Raw genomic sequence first — 16,543 nt, 5'->3', positions numbered from 1 at the left:
CGGAGGGAGACCCTCCTGCAGTACTGGCTCCTCCTGGCAACTTTCCGCAAAATTAAAGAGAATTAGTGGGAGCGCGTGTACCGCCACTAATTGAAGACCACCAAATCAAAGATTATGGTGAACCAGTGCTTGATGAGGGTTTCCCGACCTAGGCATCTGGAGAACCCGATAGCCGTAAGGCGTGGCGTTAGCCATAGGGTGGAGCCTTGTACCCAGAATTAATGAATTCAAAATTATTCTTCATTTTGTTCGCGCAGCGTGCCCGCAGGGCATACTTTGAACTTTGAACTTTGAACTTTGAATTCAAAAAAGGTCACAATTGGTGCATCCAAAAACGCAATTTATACTTCAAATTAATCGCCTACCGTCTTATAAAAAGCTGCAATTTGTAGCGTCTTGATATGTGAGCCTCGGAGAATGTAAAGCGTAGTCGTTGTAGAAAAGTTCATAAAAATACTTATCTGTGCCTCGCAGATCTACAAAATTTACAAGTGACCCTGAGCGTTTGCGTAGCGCCCCCTTAGGGGCTAGCCGAAGGGTCAACTGCGGCGGGCGTTCTGACTCACAAGGCAAGCCTTGATTACAGCTGCGGGACAGCGCCGGATTCACACCGGACTTTCCCCGTTACCTCTAGTGGCTGTTCCCCACTAGAACCGAGATTCTTTTGAATATTAACACAACTTTGACACTCTGCAGTCTAAAGACGAAGCTCCCCCGCTCTCGGCTTCTTTTAGGTGGTTTGCTTGCCTAAAAATCAATAGTCGATCTATACTGGCATTCGTTATTCATCGGAGCAAGTTTCATTCTTTACCAAAACTTGCTCTGTTGTTGCTATTGGACAATTATTGTAAATTTTAATGAAGTGTGAATTTTTTAGAGTTACCAGCGTTCAATCACATTGACATGACAATTTATCCACATTGCCTATTCTAATTGACAATTTTTTCCACTTTTTGCAATTATTTTTTCTACAATTCATCTACCCCTTCTCCTATGCAAGCTCCATCCACACTCTCAGAGGACTCCACAACGGATATCCATGTTGTTCGTCGCGATGGTTCGACGACACCGTTAGAAATTAATAAAATTCGCACAGTGGTTAATTGGGCTTGTCGCCGAATCCAAGTAAATTCGATTGCCCTAGAAGCACATCTTACAACTCGATTACGTCCTGGCATTACGACGCGAGAAATTCAAGATAATTTAATTCGCTGTGCCTTGGATTTGTGTAGTCCACAAGAACCTGATTGGCGCTATGTGGCAGGACGTTTACATATTTGGAGTTTGTGGAAAGATACTAAAGTTAGTCGTGGCTATCAGTATGGACAGTATGCTCGGACTGTACAAGCAAAAGTTTTAGAAGGGCAGTATGATCGCCGGATCTTGATCTACACTCCAGAAGAGTTAGAGATTGCTAACACTTGGATCAATCCCGACTGGGATACCGATTATGATTATGCAGGAGCGGTATTACTGACGAAGCGATATCTCCTGGCGAATGAGTTACCCCAAGAAGCATTTTTAACTTGTGCACTCTTGATAGCCTCCGTAGAAGCACCAGAAAATCGACTAACCTGGGCGCATAGATTTTATGAGGCGATCGCCCGTCGTCAAATATCTTTAGCAACGCCCATTCTGGCGAACTTGCGGATTCCCAATGGTTCTCTTGCCAGTTGTTTCATTACGGCGATGGATGATAATTTGGAAAGCATTTTTGGCAGTATTCATGATGCGGCTCGGATTTCCAAAAATGGTGGCGGTGTGGGCGTGAATCTGTCTCGTATTCTGGCAACAGGCAGTTGGGTGATGGGCAAAGCCAATGCATCAGGTGGTGTTATTCCTTGGATTAAATTGTTGAATGATACGGCGATCGCAGTTAATCAAGGTGGACGCAGAGCAGGTGCTGTCACTGTGAGTCTGGATGTTTGGCATTTGGACTTACCCGAATTTTTGGAAATGCAAGCAGAGAATGGTGACGCGCGACGCAAAGCTTATGACGTGTTTCCCCAACTGGTTGTCAGTGACGAATTTATGCGGCGAGTAGCAGCAGATGAGGAATGGACATTGGTTGATCCCTACGAGGTGCGAACTCGTTTAGGTCTTGAACTGGCAGAATTATGGGGTGAAGCATTTGAGAATACATATCATAAAATTGAAGCTAGTTTAGAAAGTGAAATTACACTTTACAAACGGGTGAATGCTCGTCTTTTATTCAAACAGGTGATGCGAACCCAATTAGAAACTGGGATGCCTTATTTGTGGTTCAAAGATACCGTGAACCGAGCGAATCCCAATCAACATGAGGGCTATATTCCTGGTGGAAACCTGTGCCAGGAATCCTGGTCAAACGTGAAACCTGGTGAAGAGAGTCATACATGCAATCTTGTGAGTATTAATCTAGCAAATCTAGAGAATGAACAGCGAGAAGAGATTTGTCAGATTGCAGTACGTATATTAGACAATACGATTGAACTCACCTCACCACCCTTTGCTGCTAGTGCCACCCACAACGCCAAATATCGCACAATTGGGGTAGGCTGTATGGGATTAGCCGACTGGCTCAGCATACGTCATCTCACCTATACCCGTCTTCAGGAAATCAGTGATTTATTTGAAGATATCGGTTATTATTGCACAGCAGCATCAATGGAACTGGCGAAGGAAAGGGGGGCGTATCCTGCTTTTGCGGGTAGTGAATGGAGTAAGGGACATTTAATAGGAGCAAAGCCTGTGGATTGGTTTTTGCAACACGCAAGTCAACCAGAACGCTTCTCAAAACTGAGTCAGGATATCAAACAACATGGTATTCGCAATTCACACATTACCGCCATTGCACCCAACACTTCTTCATCTTTAGTTCAAGGTTGTACAGCCAGTGTATTGCCCGTTTACAGCAAATTCTTCTATGAACAATGGGCAAAAGGTACTGTCCCTATCGCACCACCTTATATTCGGGACAATTTATGGTTCTATGTCGAAAATAAGACAATGGATCAGAAAAAAGTGGTGAGAGCGATCGCCACAATTCAACAATGGATCGACACTGGAATTTAAATGGAACTGCTGTTTAACCTGAATGCTGGAGTCTATTTCCCTGATGAACCTGAGCGCTGTCTGGTGGCTGTTGATATTTTTGAAACCCTAATGCTGGCTTGGGAATTGGGTTGTAAAGCAATCTACTACATTCGCACTGTGCAGAAAGATAGTTTCAAAGAATCGAACGAGCAATGTGTTGCTTGTGCAAACTGAACAGCAGTCATCAGTAAACACTTAACAGTTATCAGTTATCAAGCATAGGCAATGGGCATTGCCCCTTGCCCAATCCCCATTGCCCAAATAAAAAGTGAAAACTAATCAAAACAGAATTAAAATGTACCAACCAAGACAATCATTAATGCCGATTAATCCCGTTTTTAATCCGAACGGGAGTGATGATACAGGAAACCGTTTGATATGGTTTGGGGAGACTACTAACTTAATGCAATTAAACGACGTTCGCTACTCGTGGGCTGTGTCTCTCTACCGTCAAATGCGTGAGAACTTCTGGGTTCCCGAAAAAATTGATATTACTCAAGACGTAACAGATTACGTCAATCTCACCCCTAAAGAACGACGTGCATTTGATGGCATCCTCAGCTACCTGACGTTTCTCGATTCGGTGCAAACCTGTAATGTGCCTCACATCAAAAATAGCGTCACCGCACCCGAAATTGCACTGTGTATGGCGGAACAAATTTCCCAAGAGGCAATGCACAATCAGTCCTATCAATACATTATTGAAACGGTGATTCCGAGCGATCGCCGAACACACGTCTATGATTTTTGGCGGAGCGATCGCGTTCTCAAACAACGATGCGAATTTATTGCTAGACTATACCAAAAGTATGTTGATTACCCGACACCAGAGAATTATTTCGTCTCACTGTTAGCAGATTACTTGTTGGAAGGATTGTATTTCTACAACGGGTTTATATTTTTCTACAATCTGTCCTCACGGATGCTCATGTCTGGGAGTGCCGATATTTTTAGAATGATTAACCGAGATGAACTTTCCCATGTTCGGCTGTATCAAAAATTGATTCCAGAAGCGATGCAAATTTTCCCCCACAGCCGTGAACAAATCTATGAAATGTTTGCGAACGCCGTTGAGCATGAATGCAAGTGGACAGGACATATTGTCGGAGATGATATTCTTGGCATTACGGCAAACAGTACAGAACAGTACACAAAATATCTGGCAAATACTCGCTTGAAGGCGATCGGTTTAGAACCATTATTTCCAGAAGCTATCTACAAGAAAAGTCCCTATGCTCACTTGGAACGTTTCTCAGATACCAAGAAAGAAGGCAACACGAAAGCAAACTTCTTTGAAGCAAGTGTGACTAGTTACGTCATGTCCTCAAGTGTTGAAGGTTGGGATGATTTCTAAGAGGGGTTTATAAAATACTGGTTTAGATGTAGAGACGCGAGATATCGCGTCTTTAAAAATGCGTCGGCTGCTTGTTGTTAATAGTCAAGTTTACTTTGCGTGTATCCTACTTTTACTTTGTTGACACGTTCTTTGGTTCTACTCTCCTGCTGCTTGCAAGGTATCAGCATAAAGTTTATTACTAACACGGAAACCTACCTGTAGGATCAAGTCATCAAGTACAGGTTTCACAGTTGGGATCAGCCCTTTGTGTTTAGCTTCAATTAGAATTCCTAACAGCCCAGTAATATTGAGTCCATATCTGGACGCGACTTTTCTGCCACGTCGTTCGTCTAGTAGCAGCAAATCTGCCCCTAACTCAATAGCCAAAACAATAGCTTCTGCCTCGCCTTGATCTAACTCTGCTAAGAGTGATGTTACCAAGGTACGGTTAATTACCTGTTGGTGTTGAATCCAGGATAAGGTTTGTACTTCACTAGCACCAGGCACTGCATAGTCTAGATTTACCATCTCATCGTAAACTGCTTGGGGAATGATGATGTTGCTGTAAAGTTGTTGCAACAGATTTAGTTGTCCAACAGCAGCAAGGTTAGTGATTGGTGAAGTGTCACAAACAACAATCACAGTCTGCCCATTTCCCGTAAAGTTTTTAGGTCAGCTTCAAACTCTTCAACATCATAATGAATACAAATTCCGCGACTAGCAATTTCGCGTTGAAACTCAATTAAATTCATTTCTGCTAAGCGACGCGCTTTCCCAATGCTGATTTTTTCTTGTTGGAACAACATAATCGCAATTTCTAGCTTTAATTCAGCTTCTGAAATTCCAGCTGCAGTAAGAATGTCATCGGGAATAACTACACTCATTGTGTTTTCTTTAAATAAGGTTTGCCATTTTCAGCTTAGACGATTCCTGTGGTTAGCCTTTGCGTGTTCACTGAAAGTTGTGCAACCATCTGTGCACGCGACGAAACCTCAAGCTTACGGAACATTCGCTTTAAGGCTTGCTTAACAGAATTTTCCGTAATCCAAAGTTCAGTCCCAATTTCTGCGTTAGTTCGCCCCAAAGCAACCAACTCTGCTATTTCTAATTCACGAGGCGTTAAGCGATTGGTTCTAAAGGAGGGGGGAAGCGATTTTGCTGCACAAACACTTTGTGAACGCACTGTCGCAGTCCAAACAGATAAGTGCAAGCAGATGGCACTCAAATCGACTAGATTTTGGGTATCAAAGGCAGGCATTGACTTTTCACGTGTGCAGCCTACTACACCCACTAATTGACCGCGATTTATGATTGGTCCTGCCATCACATGCCAATGATCCGGACGGGGACAGATTAATTTCCAAGCCTTGGGTGATGTCACTAATGCTTCGTGGACAGGAGCATGACGCTCCACCAAATAACGCGCCACAGGATTATGTTCGATTGAGAGTGCAATTTTCAATATTTTCTGAAGATTGCGATCTATTAAGGGCAGTTGGTCGAAGAAAAAAATCCCCCATCGTTTCGCTGCAAAATACTCACCAATTTTTGGCACGACTTGCGATCGCAGATCATGTTCGCTATGAGTTTGGTTGATGGCTTCAAACAGAAATCCCAAAGAACTAGTCATAAGTGAAGTGGTCTCAAGTGTACCCGATCGAGGTCTAGAAGCATCATCTGTACTCAGTCTATATTAGCTTTAATCTTAACAATCACTTGATATGACCATCAATTCGGAAATTGATCGTGATCGCGCTCCCATCCGTTCGATGCAAATCGGCTTTTATGCGACTTCAGTCATCTTTAACCTCTGCTTGATTGCTCAATTATTAACGGTTGGAGTCGCTTACTTTGTTAATCCTGGATGGTGGGATATTCATGTTTGGCTAGTCCGAGCATATAGTGGACTGTCATTACTATTACTGGGATGGTCGTTCATCACCCCATTCTCACCCCAAATACGACGTCTCACCGCAAGTCTACCAGTGCTGCTTGGACTACAATTTTGCAGCATTCATCTCAAAAGTCCTTTACACCTAGAGGTACTACATCCTTTAATTGGATTTGCGTTACTCTACGTTTCTTCAAGTGTTGTACATCGTGTATGGCGCAGTCTATCGCCCACCCATCAGCAAAATGAGCAAGTTTAAGAGGTAGAAATGACGCAAGATGCAATCTTTGGTCCCTTCTTCGCAACAGTGTTTCTGACACTCCTAGTCTGGGTGTATACGTACATCCGCCGGATCAGTTTCATCACAAGCCTAAAGACTCGCCCGCAAGACCTTGATCCTGGCACACTGGCGCAGATCTCGCCACCAAACGTATCCAATCCATCAGATAACCTAAAAAACCTGTTCGAGATTCCGGTACTTTTTTATGCACTCGTGCTATACCTGTTCATCACAAAGCAAGTGGATGCAGTGTATGTGAACGCCGCATGGCTATTTGTTATATTTCGCACATTGCATAGCGCCGTGCATTGCACATTCAATCTGATCATGCTTCGGTTCTACCTCTACCTATTTGCCACACTCGCGGTGTGGTTCATCGCGATTCGCGCAGCCCTTGTCCACTTCAGCTGAGGTTACTAGCCGCCGCTTATCTTGGTCGTTAGGTGACTTGAATCCTTGGTGAAGGCAGTGACCTAAATCCTATCTGTCAGTATTTTGCGCGGTTAAAATATCGGGTATATTCCTCACTTTTTAGCCATTTGTGAAACAAGATCATGACTTAACAAGGCAAGAAAAAAGAAAAATCTCAGGATAATTTAGATGAGAAATTACCAACTTGGGCAGCCATTATTAAACTGATTATAGAAACGATCGATAAACTAATTTGGTTGGTAGTACTTGGTATTATTGCTGCAATCGTTGGAACTCTTGTTGTCTCGCAACACCCAAAAGTTCCCGCGATTCTTCCTACCGATATACCCGTGATCAATCCTGTGCGTTGGGACAAGGTTGATCAAGCAATTCGCTCTGACTTAGAGACTGCACACAATAAAGTTGAGCTCGCATCTAAGAAATTAGATGTATGGACAGATGAGTTGATGGTGAAAGTAGACAACAGTTTTCTTCCTTGGTATTTCGGGTACTGGAATCAGCAAGTTTTTGGTGTACAATCTCTATTCCAAACAGCTTATCGATGGGTTAATGGCAATGCACTCACCGCTGAGGAAAAGCTCAATCAAGTTGTTGAGGCGGAGTTTACTAATCGAGTTTTGCAACCACAAATTGCTCAACTTCAAATCCAGAAGTTAACTGATGAGTCTCTCAATCTTTATATCAATACTCTTCAAAGTGAGCTTGATATTACTCAACATCGCTTCAAAATTCCTCAAATAAGGTGGCAGCGATATCTTCAAGACATCGCACTGGTGACACGCGCAACTGAAAGTAATCGAGGTACTTCACTCGCCTTTAAATCAGCAGGTGGTACAGCTATTGTTGGAGGAGTAGCTGTGGAAAGAGGTTTGGCAAAAGTGGCAGGTAAAACTCTCACTAAGACTATAGGCAAGTCCGTTGGTAAGTTCACTGGAAAAACTGTTGCCAAAGTCATTGCTAAAGCAGGGGGAACTGCTGGTGAAGCCGTGGGCCAAGCGATTGCTGTTGCTACTGCACCAATTGTAGGTCCGATACTTGGAACAGTGATTGTTGCTTGGGACTTGATAGATCACTACCAAACACGCAAAGTAAACGAACCAATCTTGAGAACGCAAATAAAACAATACCTGACGAGTATGAAAGCTATCATTCTTAATGACAGCAGTACTGGGTTCATGTCTGCAATCCATGACTTTGAAGTGCAAGTTTCAAAATCATTTTCTGCTTCTCAAAACACATAAGTTCTAATTAACTGCGCTCAATAGTTAATGTGACAGCGTGTCTAGGCAAACTTATAGCTAAATAATGAGTGCCTGGACGCGCTTACAGGTTGTGACAGAATTTATGAGAACATGATTTGTGTGCAATTAGCCTTCTTGCTTTCATGCCAACGAACGATTCTGAACTGCAAATCCAAGCGCGGAGAATTCTAGACGAGATCGCCTTTATTCCCTTTGAGCAATGCCAGCCCTTAAGCCGTGGGTTTGAGAATATTCCTCCTCGTCCTGGCATTTACGCAATCAGGCACAGGACTGACGGATTACTCTACATCGGTAAAACTAAAAGCTTGCGGGGTCGTTTCAGTGGCGGGCATAAAGCTTTTCTGTGGGCATGGCTCGACAAATATGACGATGAGGATGTGCGGATTGCAATGCAGTTGATTTCGCACTGGGAAAGCCCTGCGTTATTATTGGAGCTAGAAGCGATTATTTTAAGAGCCACTGAACCACCTTACAACGTCCAAATTCCGACGGAGATGTAAAGTTATGCAAGCCAAACTTCAAGAACAGCTTTCTCCTGCTGATGCCGAAGCCATCTTAGGACGCTTGCCTGAACGAATTCGCGCCGCTCTAGTTGCTCGTGCGGCTGAAATCGAATATCCTATCGAAGCAGTGGTTGAGATGGCGATCGCTAGCTTTCTTGATACAGAGGCGTTAGGTTTTGCAGATTGTAAACCAGGACGTGGACAGTAAGGTTGTGTGTGAGCAGATCGGTAAATGAGAGGGCGATCGTGGCGGTCTAACAATCCAAATGCAGCGGACGGAATAAAGATGGTTGGTTGAGATGACAAAGAAAGATTATCGGTGTTGTCGCAAAAGCGATCGGCAACCCATCAACCGCACCGTTAAATCATCACAAGCCTATTTAATCTTGTACATAGTCTTGTCCAGTCACCAATGCCAATTCTGCTCGCATAAACTCACGTCCTAAGTAAGCCGCATGATCCAATCGCCTGACTGGGCAGGGTTTTGTTGACTCAAATAGTTGAATACAAATTTCTTTGGCAGTTCTTCCTGTAAACAGGGTAGTTGCTTGTCTTTGCACTTTGACAGTTGCAGGAATGGGCTTTCCGGTTTCTGGATCGATCGCTAATCCTTGCTCATTAATTTCATTGGTAAAATGTTTCGCGCAGATTACAGCGATTTTCATCTATTTGAACCACTATTTTTTATAGGGGTACAAGGCATTGCGCCCCGGAGAGTGTGGTTTATTTACCCGAAAACTGCTGTAAGCCTGCTCCCGGATCTAAATAGATGATAAAGTAACCTGCTGGATCGAGTTCTAAAAATCGCTTGGATAGTTTGTCGTCAATTGCTGTAATTGTTTCTACTGTTGTGATCATCATTTTTTAACTCCAAAACAAAAAGCACCGCACAAATGCGGAGAACGCACAGAATAGTGTAGATAATGAGGCTTTATTGTTAGGTTCCACAATAAGCCTCTTGAAAAAGTCTTAAAGCACTCTCAGACCTTAGTCTGAGGCTATTACTGCTATCTCGGAGGTGCGTTAACTTCCTCCCGCAAGACTTTGGCGGCTTCTACCATGTTTTTCATTGAGGGAATCACCTCTTCCCAACGCCGAGTTTTCAAACCGCAATCTGGATTCACCCAAATTTGTTTTACGGGTAAATTAGCAACTCCAGTCCGCAATTGCTCTAAAATCTGTTCAGTTGTTGGGACTACGGGACTATGGATGTCATAAACTCCATTACCAACTTGATGTGAGTAGCCACCTGATGTTATTTCTCGCAAAGTTTGATTATTGCTGCGACTATTTTCAATCGAAATAACATCAGCATCTAACCGTTCAATATCCTTGATAATGTCACCAAATTCGCAGTAGCACATGTGGGTATGAATTTGAGTTTGAGGTTGGGCTACTGCTGTCGCCAAACGAAATGAATCCACAGCCCAAGAAAGATATTCACTCCACCGTTGAGGCTTTAGAGGTAAACCCTCACGTAGCGCTGGTTCATCTACTTGAATGACTTTTGCACCAGCTGCTTCCAAATCCGCTACCTCATCCCGCAACGCCAAAGCAATTTGAAAAGCTTGTTCTTGACGAGAAATATCCGTCCTGGTGTAAGACCAATTTAAGATAGTTACAGGACCTGTCAACATCCCTTTGATAGGTTTTTCAGTCAATGATTGAGCTACTTTAAACTCACGCACTGTCATAGGCGCAGTACGAATCACATCACCGTAAATAATTGGCGGACGAACATAACGGCTACCGTAACTTTGCACCCAACCATTTTCAGTGAAAGCGAAGCCTGATAACTGCTGTCCAAAAAATTCCACCATGTCGGTGCGTTCAAATTCACCATGAACTAGAACATCTAACCCTAATTCCTCCTGTAGTTTAATACTCTTGGCAATTTCAACATCAATTGCAGCTTGGTACGCTTGCTGACTCAACTCACCCCGTTTATAGCGTACTCGGAGTTGACGAACTTCAGAAGTTTGGGGAAAAGAGCCAATTGTGGTTGTCGGGAACAGAGGAAGATGAATTTGGGAATCAAGACGCAATCCATAGGATAAGGAGCGCTGAAAATCATCAATCTTCAGAGTTTTTCTTCTTTCTTGAATTGAGTGATTTACTGGACTAAACTGCTCGAATTGACTCCAGCTTGACTCAAGAAATTCTTGCTCTGTTTTGGTATTGTCTCCTATGATTGTTCGAGCCAATAACACCACTTCTTGAAGTTTCTGTTCTGCAAAACTTAAAACATTTCTTAATGCTGATGGCAGTTGTTTTTCTCCTTTAGCATCGTAGGGAACAAACTGCAAAGAAGCTGATGGCTGAATATCTAGAGACTTTACATGTAAATTGTCTACAATCTCTTGCAATACGGAGAGAACTTGTTCTGGACGAATTTGCCAAATGTTTCTGGCATCTATAATTCCTAATCCCAGTCGCTTATCTTCAGGGAAACCGTAAGTTTTGATTAACTCTAAGTTTCGTCCGCGAGTGAAGTCCAAACTAATTGCGCTGACTGGTAATTCTATCACCCAAGGATAGGTTTCCCCTAAATCATCAAAGTAAGTAACTAGGTGTAGGGGTAGTTCTACAGACTCAAGTGAGTTATAAACTGTTTGAAAGTGTTTTTTCCAGGAATTGGCATCACCCAAAACTAAGGCAGGTTCGTGCATTTGCACTTCGTCTACTCCCAGATTTTTCAGTTCTGTGAGTAGGTTAATGTAGAGTGGTATTAGCTTTGATACCGCCTCGTCAATATTTGATTCTAGTTTGCTTAAGCGCAGGAGTGTACAGGGACTAAGTATAATGGGGATTGCCCTTTTACCTAATATCTTTTGGGCGCGCTGGACTGTTTGTAAAAAGTCGCTGAAATCTGCTGACAGGATTTCTGAGGCGATTTCAGGGACAAGATAGTGATAGTTAGTATCGAACCACTTTGTCATTTCAAGAGCGGGAATTCCTTCTTTCCCTCGTGCCATTGCAAAGTAGCGTTCTAAGCCGGAAAACTGTTGGAAGGGTTCGGGAATTAAACCAAAACGAAACGCCCAGTCAAGTACATGATCGTAGAGTCTGGTATCTCCAATCCCAATTTTTTCAATTCCTGCATCTAACTGGGTTTTCCAGTTAGCTTCTTCAACTTCTGTTACTGTTTGTAACAACGATTCTGCTGCTATCTTTCCACTCCAAAAGGCTTCTAGTGATTTCTTGACTTCCCTATTTTTACCAATACGGGGATAGCCTAATGTTGCACTTTTAATCTGCATGAGTTTATCTTATTAATGAAAACTAATGATTTGGGTACTACAGCGCCGCTACAGTAGTCAAAAAGGAGGCAAAAAACCCGGTTTCTCTCTGTCGAAAAACTTGAGATCTCGTATACTCAACTCAAATAAACCGGGTTTTTGGGATTAATGTACCGGCGCTCTAGGGATTGGGAACTGAGAACTTTTAGTCATACCGAAATCCGCTTTTCTAACCCCCTTTTAACCCAGGCGATTAGAAATCGCGCGCCAGGTGCTAACTCCTGCGGAGACGCTGCGCGTTCGCGTAGCGTGCGCCTTGCGCTTACAAGTCGGCAAAGCTGCCCAACGCACTGGCTTGACTACACAAACAAAGTCCGCCTACGCGGACTAAATAACAAAGGGGGTATTAGATCCGGATTTGGTATCAGTCCTCAATGAACAACAAGTTAGGTTTAATTTCGCCCACTTAATTAAGTGGTGGAATCTTTGCCAAAATCCCCTTTTTCAGTGCTTGGGGTCGTTCTGACCAAGGCAGTGAACCATCGGGTTTAGCGTAGTATTGACTGGCACATTGCAGAATGGCTTCGGCGCTACTGTCAACTGGCAAATCGCCAAAGAGATAGGTTAATTTATCTTGGGCAGCAAAGGCAATGACACAAGAGCGATTACAAGCACTCATGCATTCAACTCCCTGAATTGGGAAATTATTTCGCAATTCCCAGTTTTGCGCAAGTTCCTGAAGCTGCTGTAGTAGTTGTTGACCACCACTTTCACCAACTCGCTTGCCGTCTTGCCAGGTACTAGCACAAGTCCTGCAAACAAATAAAGTATGTTGTTTGTTGATCATTGATTTTGAAGTGTATGGGAGGAAGTTCAAACCGCAAATCTCACACAGTGTTGCCAACACCAAAGTCCAGCCCTGCTGACTGTGTGAAAACTATTGCAAAGAATTCTTAACTATCAAGAACAACTCTAAACATTTACACCTAGAAAAAACTAGTACGAATGAGAGCTATACCTAGAGTCGTAATTTTTACCGTCAACTAATCGTATATCCGTGCCTATTGTAGCAAGACATCATCTTGAATGCATCTGTGCCACTATGAGAACGTGAAGCTGGCAAATTGTATAAATTTGTAAAAACATTCATGGGATTGTTCATCTGTACCTCGCAGACGTGCAGAACTAACAAGTTAACTTCGGCGGGCATCCTGGCTGAGAGATACTTATCTCCTTTACAGTTGCGGGACAGCGCCGGATTTACACCGGACTTTCCCCCTTACCTCTAATGGCTGACCCCCATTAGAACCGACTTTATAACAATACCTTACCATACTTCTATCCCACAAATGTCGTCAATCACAATCTTGGGAAAGTCATCGTTTTTCCACGAGTCCTGCGTGGTTTTTTGACCAAATTTGACTTTTGCAAGAGGCTGATTGTGAGCGATCGCGCCTTGCGCGGCTCCCTGCTGGAGCATCGCCTTCCTTATAATTGCTTTGTTTTGCAACTGATCTGTCACGCCAAAACAAGTGGATACAGTTGAAACATAGCGCTTCTCGGTTGCGTGCAATACACAACTGTAGAGACGTTACATTTACGTGCTCTACATTATTCGTAGTGGTGTATGTGATTCAAATGAGAACCGCTATATAAGCCAGTGGATAAATTCCTTAAGCGTGACATTAATCAAGAAAAACTATGAAACAGAACAATGTGTCCTTGCCAACTGAGTGTACGCTTCGCAGTGCAACATCTGAGGATATCTGGTCTATTCGGTTGTTGGTACTGCGCGCAAAACTTGACCCTACCCAAATACGATGGCAGCAATTCTGGGTAATAGAATGTAACAAGCAATTAATCGCTTGCGGACAATTACGCAACTTCTCTGGTGCCCAAGAACTCGGTAGTTTGGTTGTCTTACCAGCTTGGAGAAGTCGAGGTTTGGGGAGTTTTCTGACACAGCATTTGATTACCCAGGCGACTCAACCACTTTATTTAGAGTGTCTGGGTGAGAAACTGGCGCAGTTTTACAGTCGCTTTGGTTTTGTGGCAATTTCCTTTGAGGAGTTACCACCATCTCTCAAACGCAAGTTTGGATTATCTCAATTAGCAAAGAAGTTGATAAAAGTTCCTGTTGTGTTTATGAAGTATCAAGAATAGCTTTTTTTGTTTATTTACCTCCATTTACGTACCTCTTCTGGCGGCTAAACTCCACCTTTGGACTCAAGTCACTGTTGTATGCAAGCGCTAACACTATAAGAGAGCTTTAGTGTGCCTAGAATTGACTTGCAGTAAAGTGCTCATATTCAAACTAGATAGTACAGACAAGAGTAGGAAAAATGACAGATTCAGAAAACCGCAACGAACAAATTAAGAAGCTACGTGAACTGATCAAAGATATTGACATTGGGATGCTGACTACAGTAGATGAAGACGGGACTTTGCGCAGTCGTCCGATGTCAATTAACTCAGAGGTCGAACCTGATGGCGATCTTTGGTTCTTTACCTACGCCAGTTCTCATAAGGTAAGAGAAATTGAGCAGCAAGAGCGAGTCAACGTCAGTTTTTCTGATCCACAAAAGCAGAGCTATGTTTCAGTGTCGGGTTCAGCTCAATTGGTACGCGATCGCAACAAACTACAGCAGCTGTGGAAACCACAACTAAAAGCTTGGTTTCCCAAGGAACTAGATGAACCTGATATTGCTTTGCTCAAAGTTAGTGTAGAAAAGGCTGAGTATTGGGATGCTCCTTCGAGTTTTGTCGCGCACACAATTGCACTGGTGAAGGCGATGACAACAGGAGAAAAACCCAATGTTGGCGAAAATGAAAAAGTTACTTTGAAATAATCAAAAAGTAAGATAATCGCAACACAAAAACTCGGGTTCTTTGAGAAACCGAGTTTCTAGTATTCTGTTAAAGATATTATCTAGATAATTGTATGGTGAACAACATACCTCAACAGGGGCAAAAACCTCCTGATTTCTCTGCGATAGATCAAGACGGTAACCAACTTAGTCTAGGTGATTTCTCTGGTCAATGGGTGGTCCTTTATTTCTACCCCAAAGATGACACTCCTGGTTGTACCACTGAAGCTAAAGATTTTAGCGAGTTATCTCAAGACTTTAGTAAATTAGGAGCGAAAATCTTGGGTGTCAGTCCAGATTCACAAAAATCTCATTGCAAAGTTATTAATAAGCATAACTTATCAATAACTTTGTTAAGTGATCCAGAGCATCAAGTTGCTGAAGCTTACGGTGCGTGGCGATTGAAAAAGTTTATGGGTAAAGAGTACATGGGTGTAGAGCGTTCAACTTTTATCATCGCACCTGACCAAACAATCGCTTACACTTGGGCAAAGGTGAAAGCCAAAGGTCATGCAACTGCTGTGCTGGCTCAATTGCGAGAATTGATAGGCTCAGATTTTGCACCAGGGCAAACGCATGTAAATAGAGCTGATATATGAATAATGGGTTTGTTGCTTGCCCTTGATCGTTTACCCTGTTCGACGCCGACTCAAAATAGTCAACCTCAAACAGATTCTTGAAATTAATCGCTGCCCGGAACCCGTTTCGTTTATGGTCAAAACTCCCAGCGAATCGTGCCCTGCACTGTGAATGGATCGCCATAGAAAAGACCTATGCTACTATTCCTGCTAGATTCAAAATAGTCTACATCAAACAGATTCTTGAAATTAATCGCTGCCCGGAATCTATCTCGTTTATAGAAGATAGCAGCATCGGTGCGGAGATAACTCGGTAATTCAAACGTATTGTTTAGATCTCCTTGTCTATCGCCGACGAAAAACAATCCTCCACCAACGCCAAATCCCTTGAGACCACCCGATTGAATTTCATAGCTTGTCCAAATGTTAAAGCTATGTTTGGGAATATTACTCAGCAAGTTGCCTACTGGAAAGTCGTTGTCCTTGGTAATTGTTGCATCCGTGTAAGCATAACCTGCAATAATGTTCCATCCTGGTAAAATTTCCCCAGCAATGCTGAGTTCAACCCCCTTGCTGCGTTGCTCTCCTGTTTGGATTGAGAAGTCAGGATTGACTGGATGGGTGGTCAAGACATTGGATCGGGTCAAGTCGTAGTAGGCAAGAGTCGCAGAAAGTCTATTGCTGATATCTCCTTTGATGCCTACTTCATAGGAAGTGCCGCGTTGTGGCTCAAATGAACCGCCACCAAATGCGGTTCCAGTGTTTGGGATAAATGCACGACTATAGTTAGCATACAGCGAAATCGCCGGAATCGGCTGGTAGACAATCCCAACACGGGGGCTAAAGGCATCGCTAGAGAAATTTTCTTCGGTATTGTTCTGCAGATCTCGTGAGGTCTGATTGATCGTTTGTACTATACGGTTCTGATGTGTAGCGATTGCGCGGGATTTTCCCATTCGGATTGGGTAAGACAGTCCCAATAGCCGGAACCCCATTTTGACCATACTTTTTGGGTAGTTGCAAGCTAGCAGCAAGTGATGTTTGTAAAACTAGTTCCAAACCTTTGTTTGTGGGATTTGC

At 43.1% G+C, this 16,543-nt stretch carries 17 protein-coding genes, 2 pseudogenes and 2 riboswitches; of the genes and pseudogenes, 11 read left to right on the top strand and 8 right to left on the bottom strand.

The window, feature by feature from the left end; all coding sequences use genetic code 11:
- Nucleotides 1-530: 530 nt before the first annotated feature.
- A riboswitch (cobalamin riboswitch) is annotated at nucleotides 531-673 on the bottom strand.
- Between the two features lie 320 nt (nucleotides 674-993).
- The 3 genes from AC5590_RS03325 (at nucleotide 994) to AC5590_RS03315 (ending at nucleotide 4,429) form a co-directional block, all read left to right on the top strand.
- Nucleotides 994-3,054, top strand: a complete 2,061-nt coding sequence (locus tag AC5590_RS03325; RefSeq protein ID WP_248277396.1) for a ribonucleoside-diphosphate reductase subunit alpha — start codon at nucleotides 994-996, stop codon at nucleotides 3,052-3,054.
- Nucleotides 3,055-3,249, top strand: coding sequence for a hypothetical protein (locus AC5590_RS03320; RefSeq protein ID WP_248277395.1), 195 nt, complete (start codon nucleotides 3,055-3,057; stop codon nucleotides 3,247-3,249).
- A gap of 121 nt (nucleotides 3,250-3,370) precedes the next feature.
- On the top strand, nucleotides 3,371-4,429 hold the full coding sequence (locus AC5590_RS03315) for a ribonucleotide-diphosphate reductase subunit beta (protein WP_211178714.1): 1,059 nt from the start codon (nucleotides 3,371-3,373) through the stop codon (nucleotides 4,427-4,429).
- Between the two features lie 138 nt (nucleotides 4,430-4,567).
- On the opposite strand, the gene AC5590_RS03310 is transcribed toward AC5590_RS03315, so the two are convergent.
- The 3 genes from AC5590_RS03310 to AC5590_RS03300 are packed head-to-tail and all read right to left on the bottom strand — an operon-like array spanning nucleotide 4,568 to nucleotide 6,041.
- Nucleotides 4,568-5,053 carry a PIN domain-containing protein gene (locus tag AC5590_RS03310; RefSeq protein WP_169268171.1) on the bottom strand — a complete coding sequence of 162 codons (486 nt, stop codon included), beginning with the start codon at nucleotides 5,051-5,053 and terminating at the stop codon, nucleotides 4,568-4,570.
- Entirely contained in the window at nucleotides 5,050-5,295 is a 246-nt protein-coding gene (locus AC5590_RS03305; RefSeq protein ID WP_169268170.1) for a UPF0175 family protein, read from the bottom strand. The genes AC5590_RS03310 and AC5590_RS03305 overlap by 4 nt, the downstream gene beginning before the upstream one ends.
- A 35-nt stretch (nucleotides 5,296-5,330) precedes the next feature.
- Nucleotides 5,331-6,041 (bottom strand): LuxR C-terminal-related transcriptional regulator, encoded by a 711-nt coding sequence (locus AC5590_RS03300; protein ID WP_169268169.1) that lies wholly within the window; start codon nucleotides 6,039-6,041, stop codon nucleotides 5,331-5,333.
- 91 nt (nucleotides 6,042-6,132) lie between these two features.
- Here AC5590_RS03300 and AC5590_RS03295 point away from each other — a divergent pair, with 91 nt between their 5' ends.
- The 5 genes from AC5590_RS03295 to AC5590_RS03275 all read left to right on the top strand — a co-directional run bounded on the left by AC5590_RS03295 (nucleotide 6,133) and on the right by AC5590_RS03275 (nucleotide 8,987).
- Nucleotides 6,133-6,561, top strand: a complete 429-nt coding sequence (locus AC5590_RS03295; protein ID WP_169268168.1) for a DUF6220 domain-containing protein — start codon at nucleotides 6,133-6,135, stop codon at nucleotides 6,559-6,561.
- Nucleotides 6,562-6,570: 9 nt separating this feature from the next.
- Nucleotides 6,571-6,993, top strand: a complete 423-nt coding sequence (locus tag AC5590_RS03290) for an MAPEG family protein (protein WP_169268167.1) — start codon at nucleotides 6,571-6,573, stop codon at nucleotides 6,991-6,993.
- A 257-nt stretch (nucleotides 6,994-7,250) separates the two neighbouring features.
- The gene (locus AC5590_RS03285; RefSeq protein ID WP_169268166.1) at nucleotides 7,251-8,255 is read left to right on the top strand and encodes a hypothetical protein; all 1,005 of its coding nucleotides are present in this window, start codon (nucleotides 7,251-7,253) and stop codon (nucleotides 8,253-8,255) included.
- A 143-nt stretch (nucleotides 8,256-8,398) separates the two neighbouring features.
- Nucleotides 8,399-8,776, top strand: a complete 378-nt coding sequence (locus AC5590_RS03280) for a GIY-YIG nuclease family protein (protein WP_169268165.1) — start codon at nucleotides 8,399-8,401, stop codon at nucleotides 8,774-8,776.
- Between the two features lie 4 nt (nucleotides 8,777-8,780).
- Nucleotides 8,781-8,987, top strand: a complete 207-nt coding sequence (locus AC5590_RS03275; RefSeq protein WP_169268164.1) for a hypothetical protein — start codon at nucleotides 8,781-8,783, stop codon at nucleotides 8,985-8,987.
- Nucleotides 8,988-9,159: 172 nt separating this feature from the next.
- Here the strand turns inward: AC5590_RS03275 and AC5590_RS03270 are convergent.
- From AC5590_RS03270 to AC5590_RS03255, 4 genes and pseudogenes are all read right to left on the bottom strand, one after another.
- Nucleotides 9,160-9,637: pseudogene (locus AC5590_RS03270) on the bottom strand (DUF4346 domain-containing protein).
- Between the two features lie 149 nt (nucleotides 9,638-9,786).
- Nucleotides 9,787-12,039: a 5-methyltetrahydropteroyltriglutamate--homocysteine S-methyltransferase gene (gene metE, locus AC5590_RS03265; RefSeq protein ID WP_169268162.1), complete on the bottom strand. Its 2,253-nt coding sequence runs from the start codon at nucleotides 12,037-12,039 to the stop codon at nucleotides 9,787-9,789.
- 445 nt (nucleotides 12,040-12,484) lie between these two features.
- The gene (locus tag AC5590_RS03260) at nucleotides 12,485-12,865 is read right to left on the bottom strand and encodes a DUF1636 domain-containing protein (RefSeq protein WP_169268161.1); all 381 of its coding nucleotides are present in this window, start codon (nucleotides 12,863-12,865) and stop codon (nucleotides 12,485-12,487) included.
- Nucleotides 12,866-13,202: 337 nt separating this feature from the next.
- Nucleotides 13,203-13,346: riboswitch (cobalamin riboswitch) on the bottom strand.
- A complete protein-coding gene (locus AC5590_RS03255) occupies nucleotides 13,346-13,540 on the bottom strand; it encodes a hypothetical protein (RefSeq protein ID WP_169268160.1) in 195 nt (64 codons plus the stop codon). (Overlaps the previous riboswitch by 1 nt.)
- A 179-nt stretch (nucleotides 13,541-13,719) precedes the next feature.
- On the opposite strand from AC5590_RS03255, the gene AC5590_RS03250 reads away from it, so the two are divergent.
- The 3 genes from AC5590_RS03250 (at nucleotide 13,720) to bcp (ending at nucleotide 15,484) form a co-directional block, all read left to right on the top strand.
- Nucleotides 13,720-14,181 (top strand): GNAT family N-acetyltransferase, encoded by a 462-nt coding sequence (locus tag AC5590_RS03250; protein WP_169268159.1) that lies wholly within the window; start codon nucleotides 13,720-13,722, stop codon nucleotides 14,179-14,181.
- Nucleotides 14,182-14,360: 179 nt separating this feature from the next.
- Nucleotides 14,361-14,867 (top strand): pyridoxamine 5'-phosphate oxidase family protein, encoded by a 507-nt coding sequence (locus AC5590_RS03245; RefSeq protein WP_169268158.1) that lies wholly within the window; start codon nucleotides 14,361-14,363, stop codon nucleotides 14,865-14,867.
- A gap of 95 nt (nucleotides 14,868-14,962) precedes the next feature.
- On the top strand, nucleotides 14,963-15,484 hold the full coding sequence (bcp, locus tag AC5590_RS03240; protein ID WP_169268172.1) for a thioredoxin-dependent thiol peroxidase: 522 nt from the start codon (nucleotides 14,963-14,965) through the stop codon (nucleotides 15,482-15,484).
- A 116-nt stretch (nucleotides 15,485-15,600) separates the two neighbouring features.
- On the opposite strand, the pseudogene AC5590_RS03235 reads toward bcp, so the two are convergent.
- Nucleotides 15,601-16,362: pseudogene (locus tag AC5590_RS03235) on the bottom strand (TonB-dependent siderophore receptor); the annotation flags it as partial.
- Nucleotides 16,363-16,543: the final 181 nt, after the last annotated feature.

The sequence above is a fragment of the Brasilonema octagenarum UFV-OR1 genome (genome assembly GCF_963888615.1).
Lineage (GTDB): Bacteria > Cyanobacteriota > Cyanobacteriia > Cyanobacteriales > Nostocaceae > Brasilonema > Brasilonema sennae.
Note: the sequence above shows the minus strand (reverse complement) of the source record. Positions and strands in the feature narration are given on the sequence as shown.

Bases quoted from the DNA above. Each gene is read 5' to 3' on its own strand.
- AC5590_RS03320 (WP_248277395.1), top strand. From the start codon at position 3,055: ATGGAACTGCTGTTTAACCTGAATGCTGGAGTCTATTTCCCTGATGAA.
- AC5590_RS03280 (WP_169268165.1), top strand. From the start codon at position 8,399: ATGCCAACGAACGATTCTGAACTGCAAATCCAAGCGCGGAGAATTCTA.
- AC5590_RS03305 (WP_169268170.1), bottom strand. From the start codon at position 5,295: ATGAGTGTAGTTATTCCCGATGACATTCTTACTGCAGCTGGAATTTCA.
- AC5590_RS03295 (WP_169268168.1), top strand. From the start codon at position 6,133: ATGACCATCAATTCGGAAATTGATCGTGATCGCGCTCCCATCCGTTCG.
- metE (WP_169268162.1), bottom strand. From the start codon at position 12,039: ATGCAGATTAAAAGTGCAACATTAGGCTATCCCCGTATTGGTAAAAAT.
- AC5590_RS03325 (WP_248277396.1), top strand. From the start codon at position 994: ATGCAAGCTCCATCCACACTCTCAGAGGACTCCACAACGGATATCCAT.
- AC5590_RS03300 (WP_169268169.1), bottom strand. From the start codon at position 6,041: ATGACTAGTTCTTTGGGATTTCTGTTTGAAGCCATCAACCAAACTCAT.
- AC5590_RS03290 (WP_169268167.1), top strand. From the start codon at position 6,571: ATGACGCAAGATGCAATCTTTGGTCCCTTCTTCGCAACAGTGTTTCTG.
- AC5590_RS03250 (WP_169268159.1), top strand. From the start codon at position 13,720: ATGAAACAGAACAATGTGTCCTTGCCAACTGAGTGTACGCTTCGCAGT.
- AC5590_RS03245 (WP_169268158.1), top strand. From the start codon at position 14,361: ATGACAGATTCAGAAAACCGCAACGAACAAATTAAGAAGCTACGTGAA.
- AC5590_RS03275 (WP_169268164.1), top strand. From the start codon at position 8,781: ATGCAAGCCAAACTTCAAGAACAGCTTTCTCCTGCTGATGCCGAAGCC.
- AC5590_RS03315 (WP_211178714.1), top strand. From the start codon at position 3,371: ATGTACCAACCAAGACAATCATTAATGCCGATTAATCCCGTTTTTAAT.
- AC5590_RS03260 (WP_169268161.1), bottom strand. From the start codon at position 12,865: ATGATCAACAAACAACATACTTTATTTGTTTGCAGGACTTGTGCTAGT.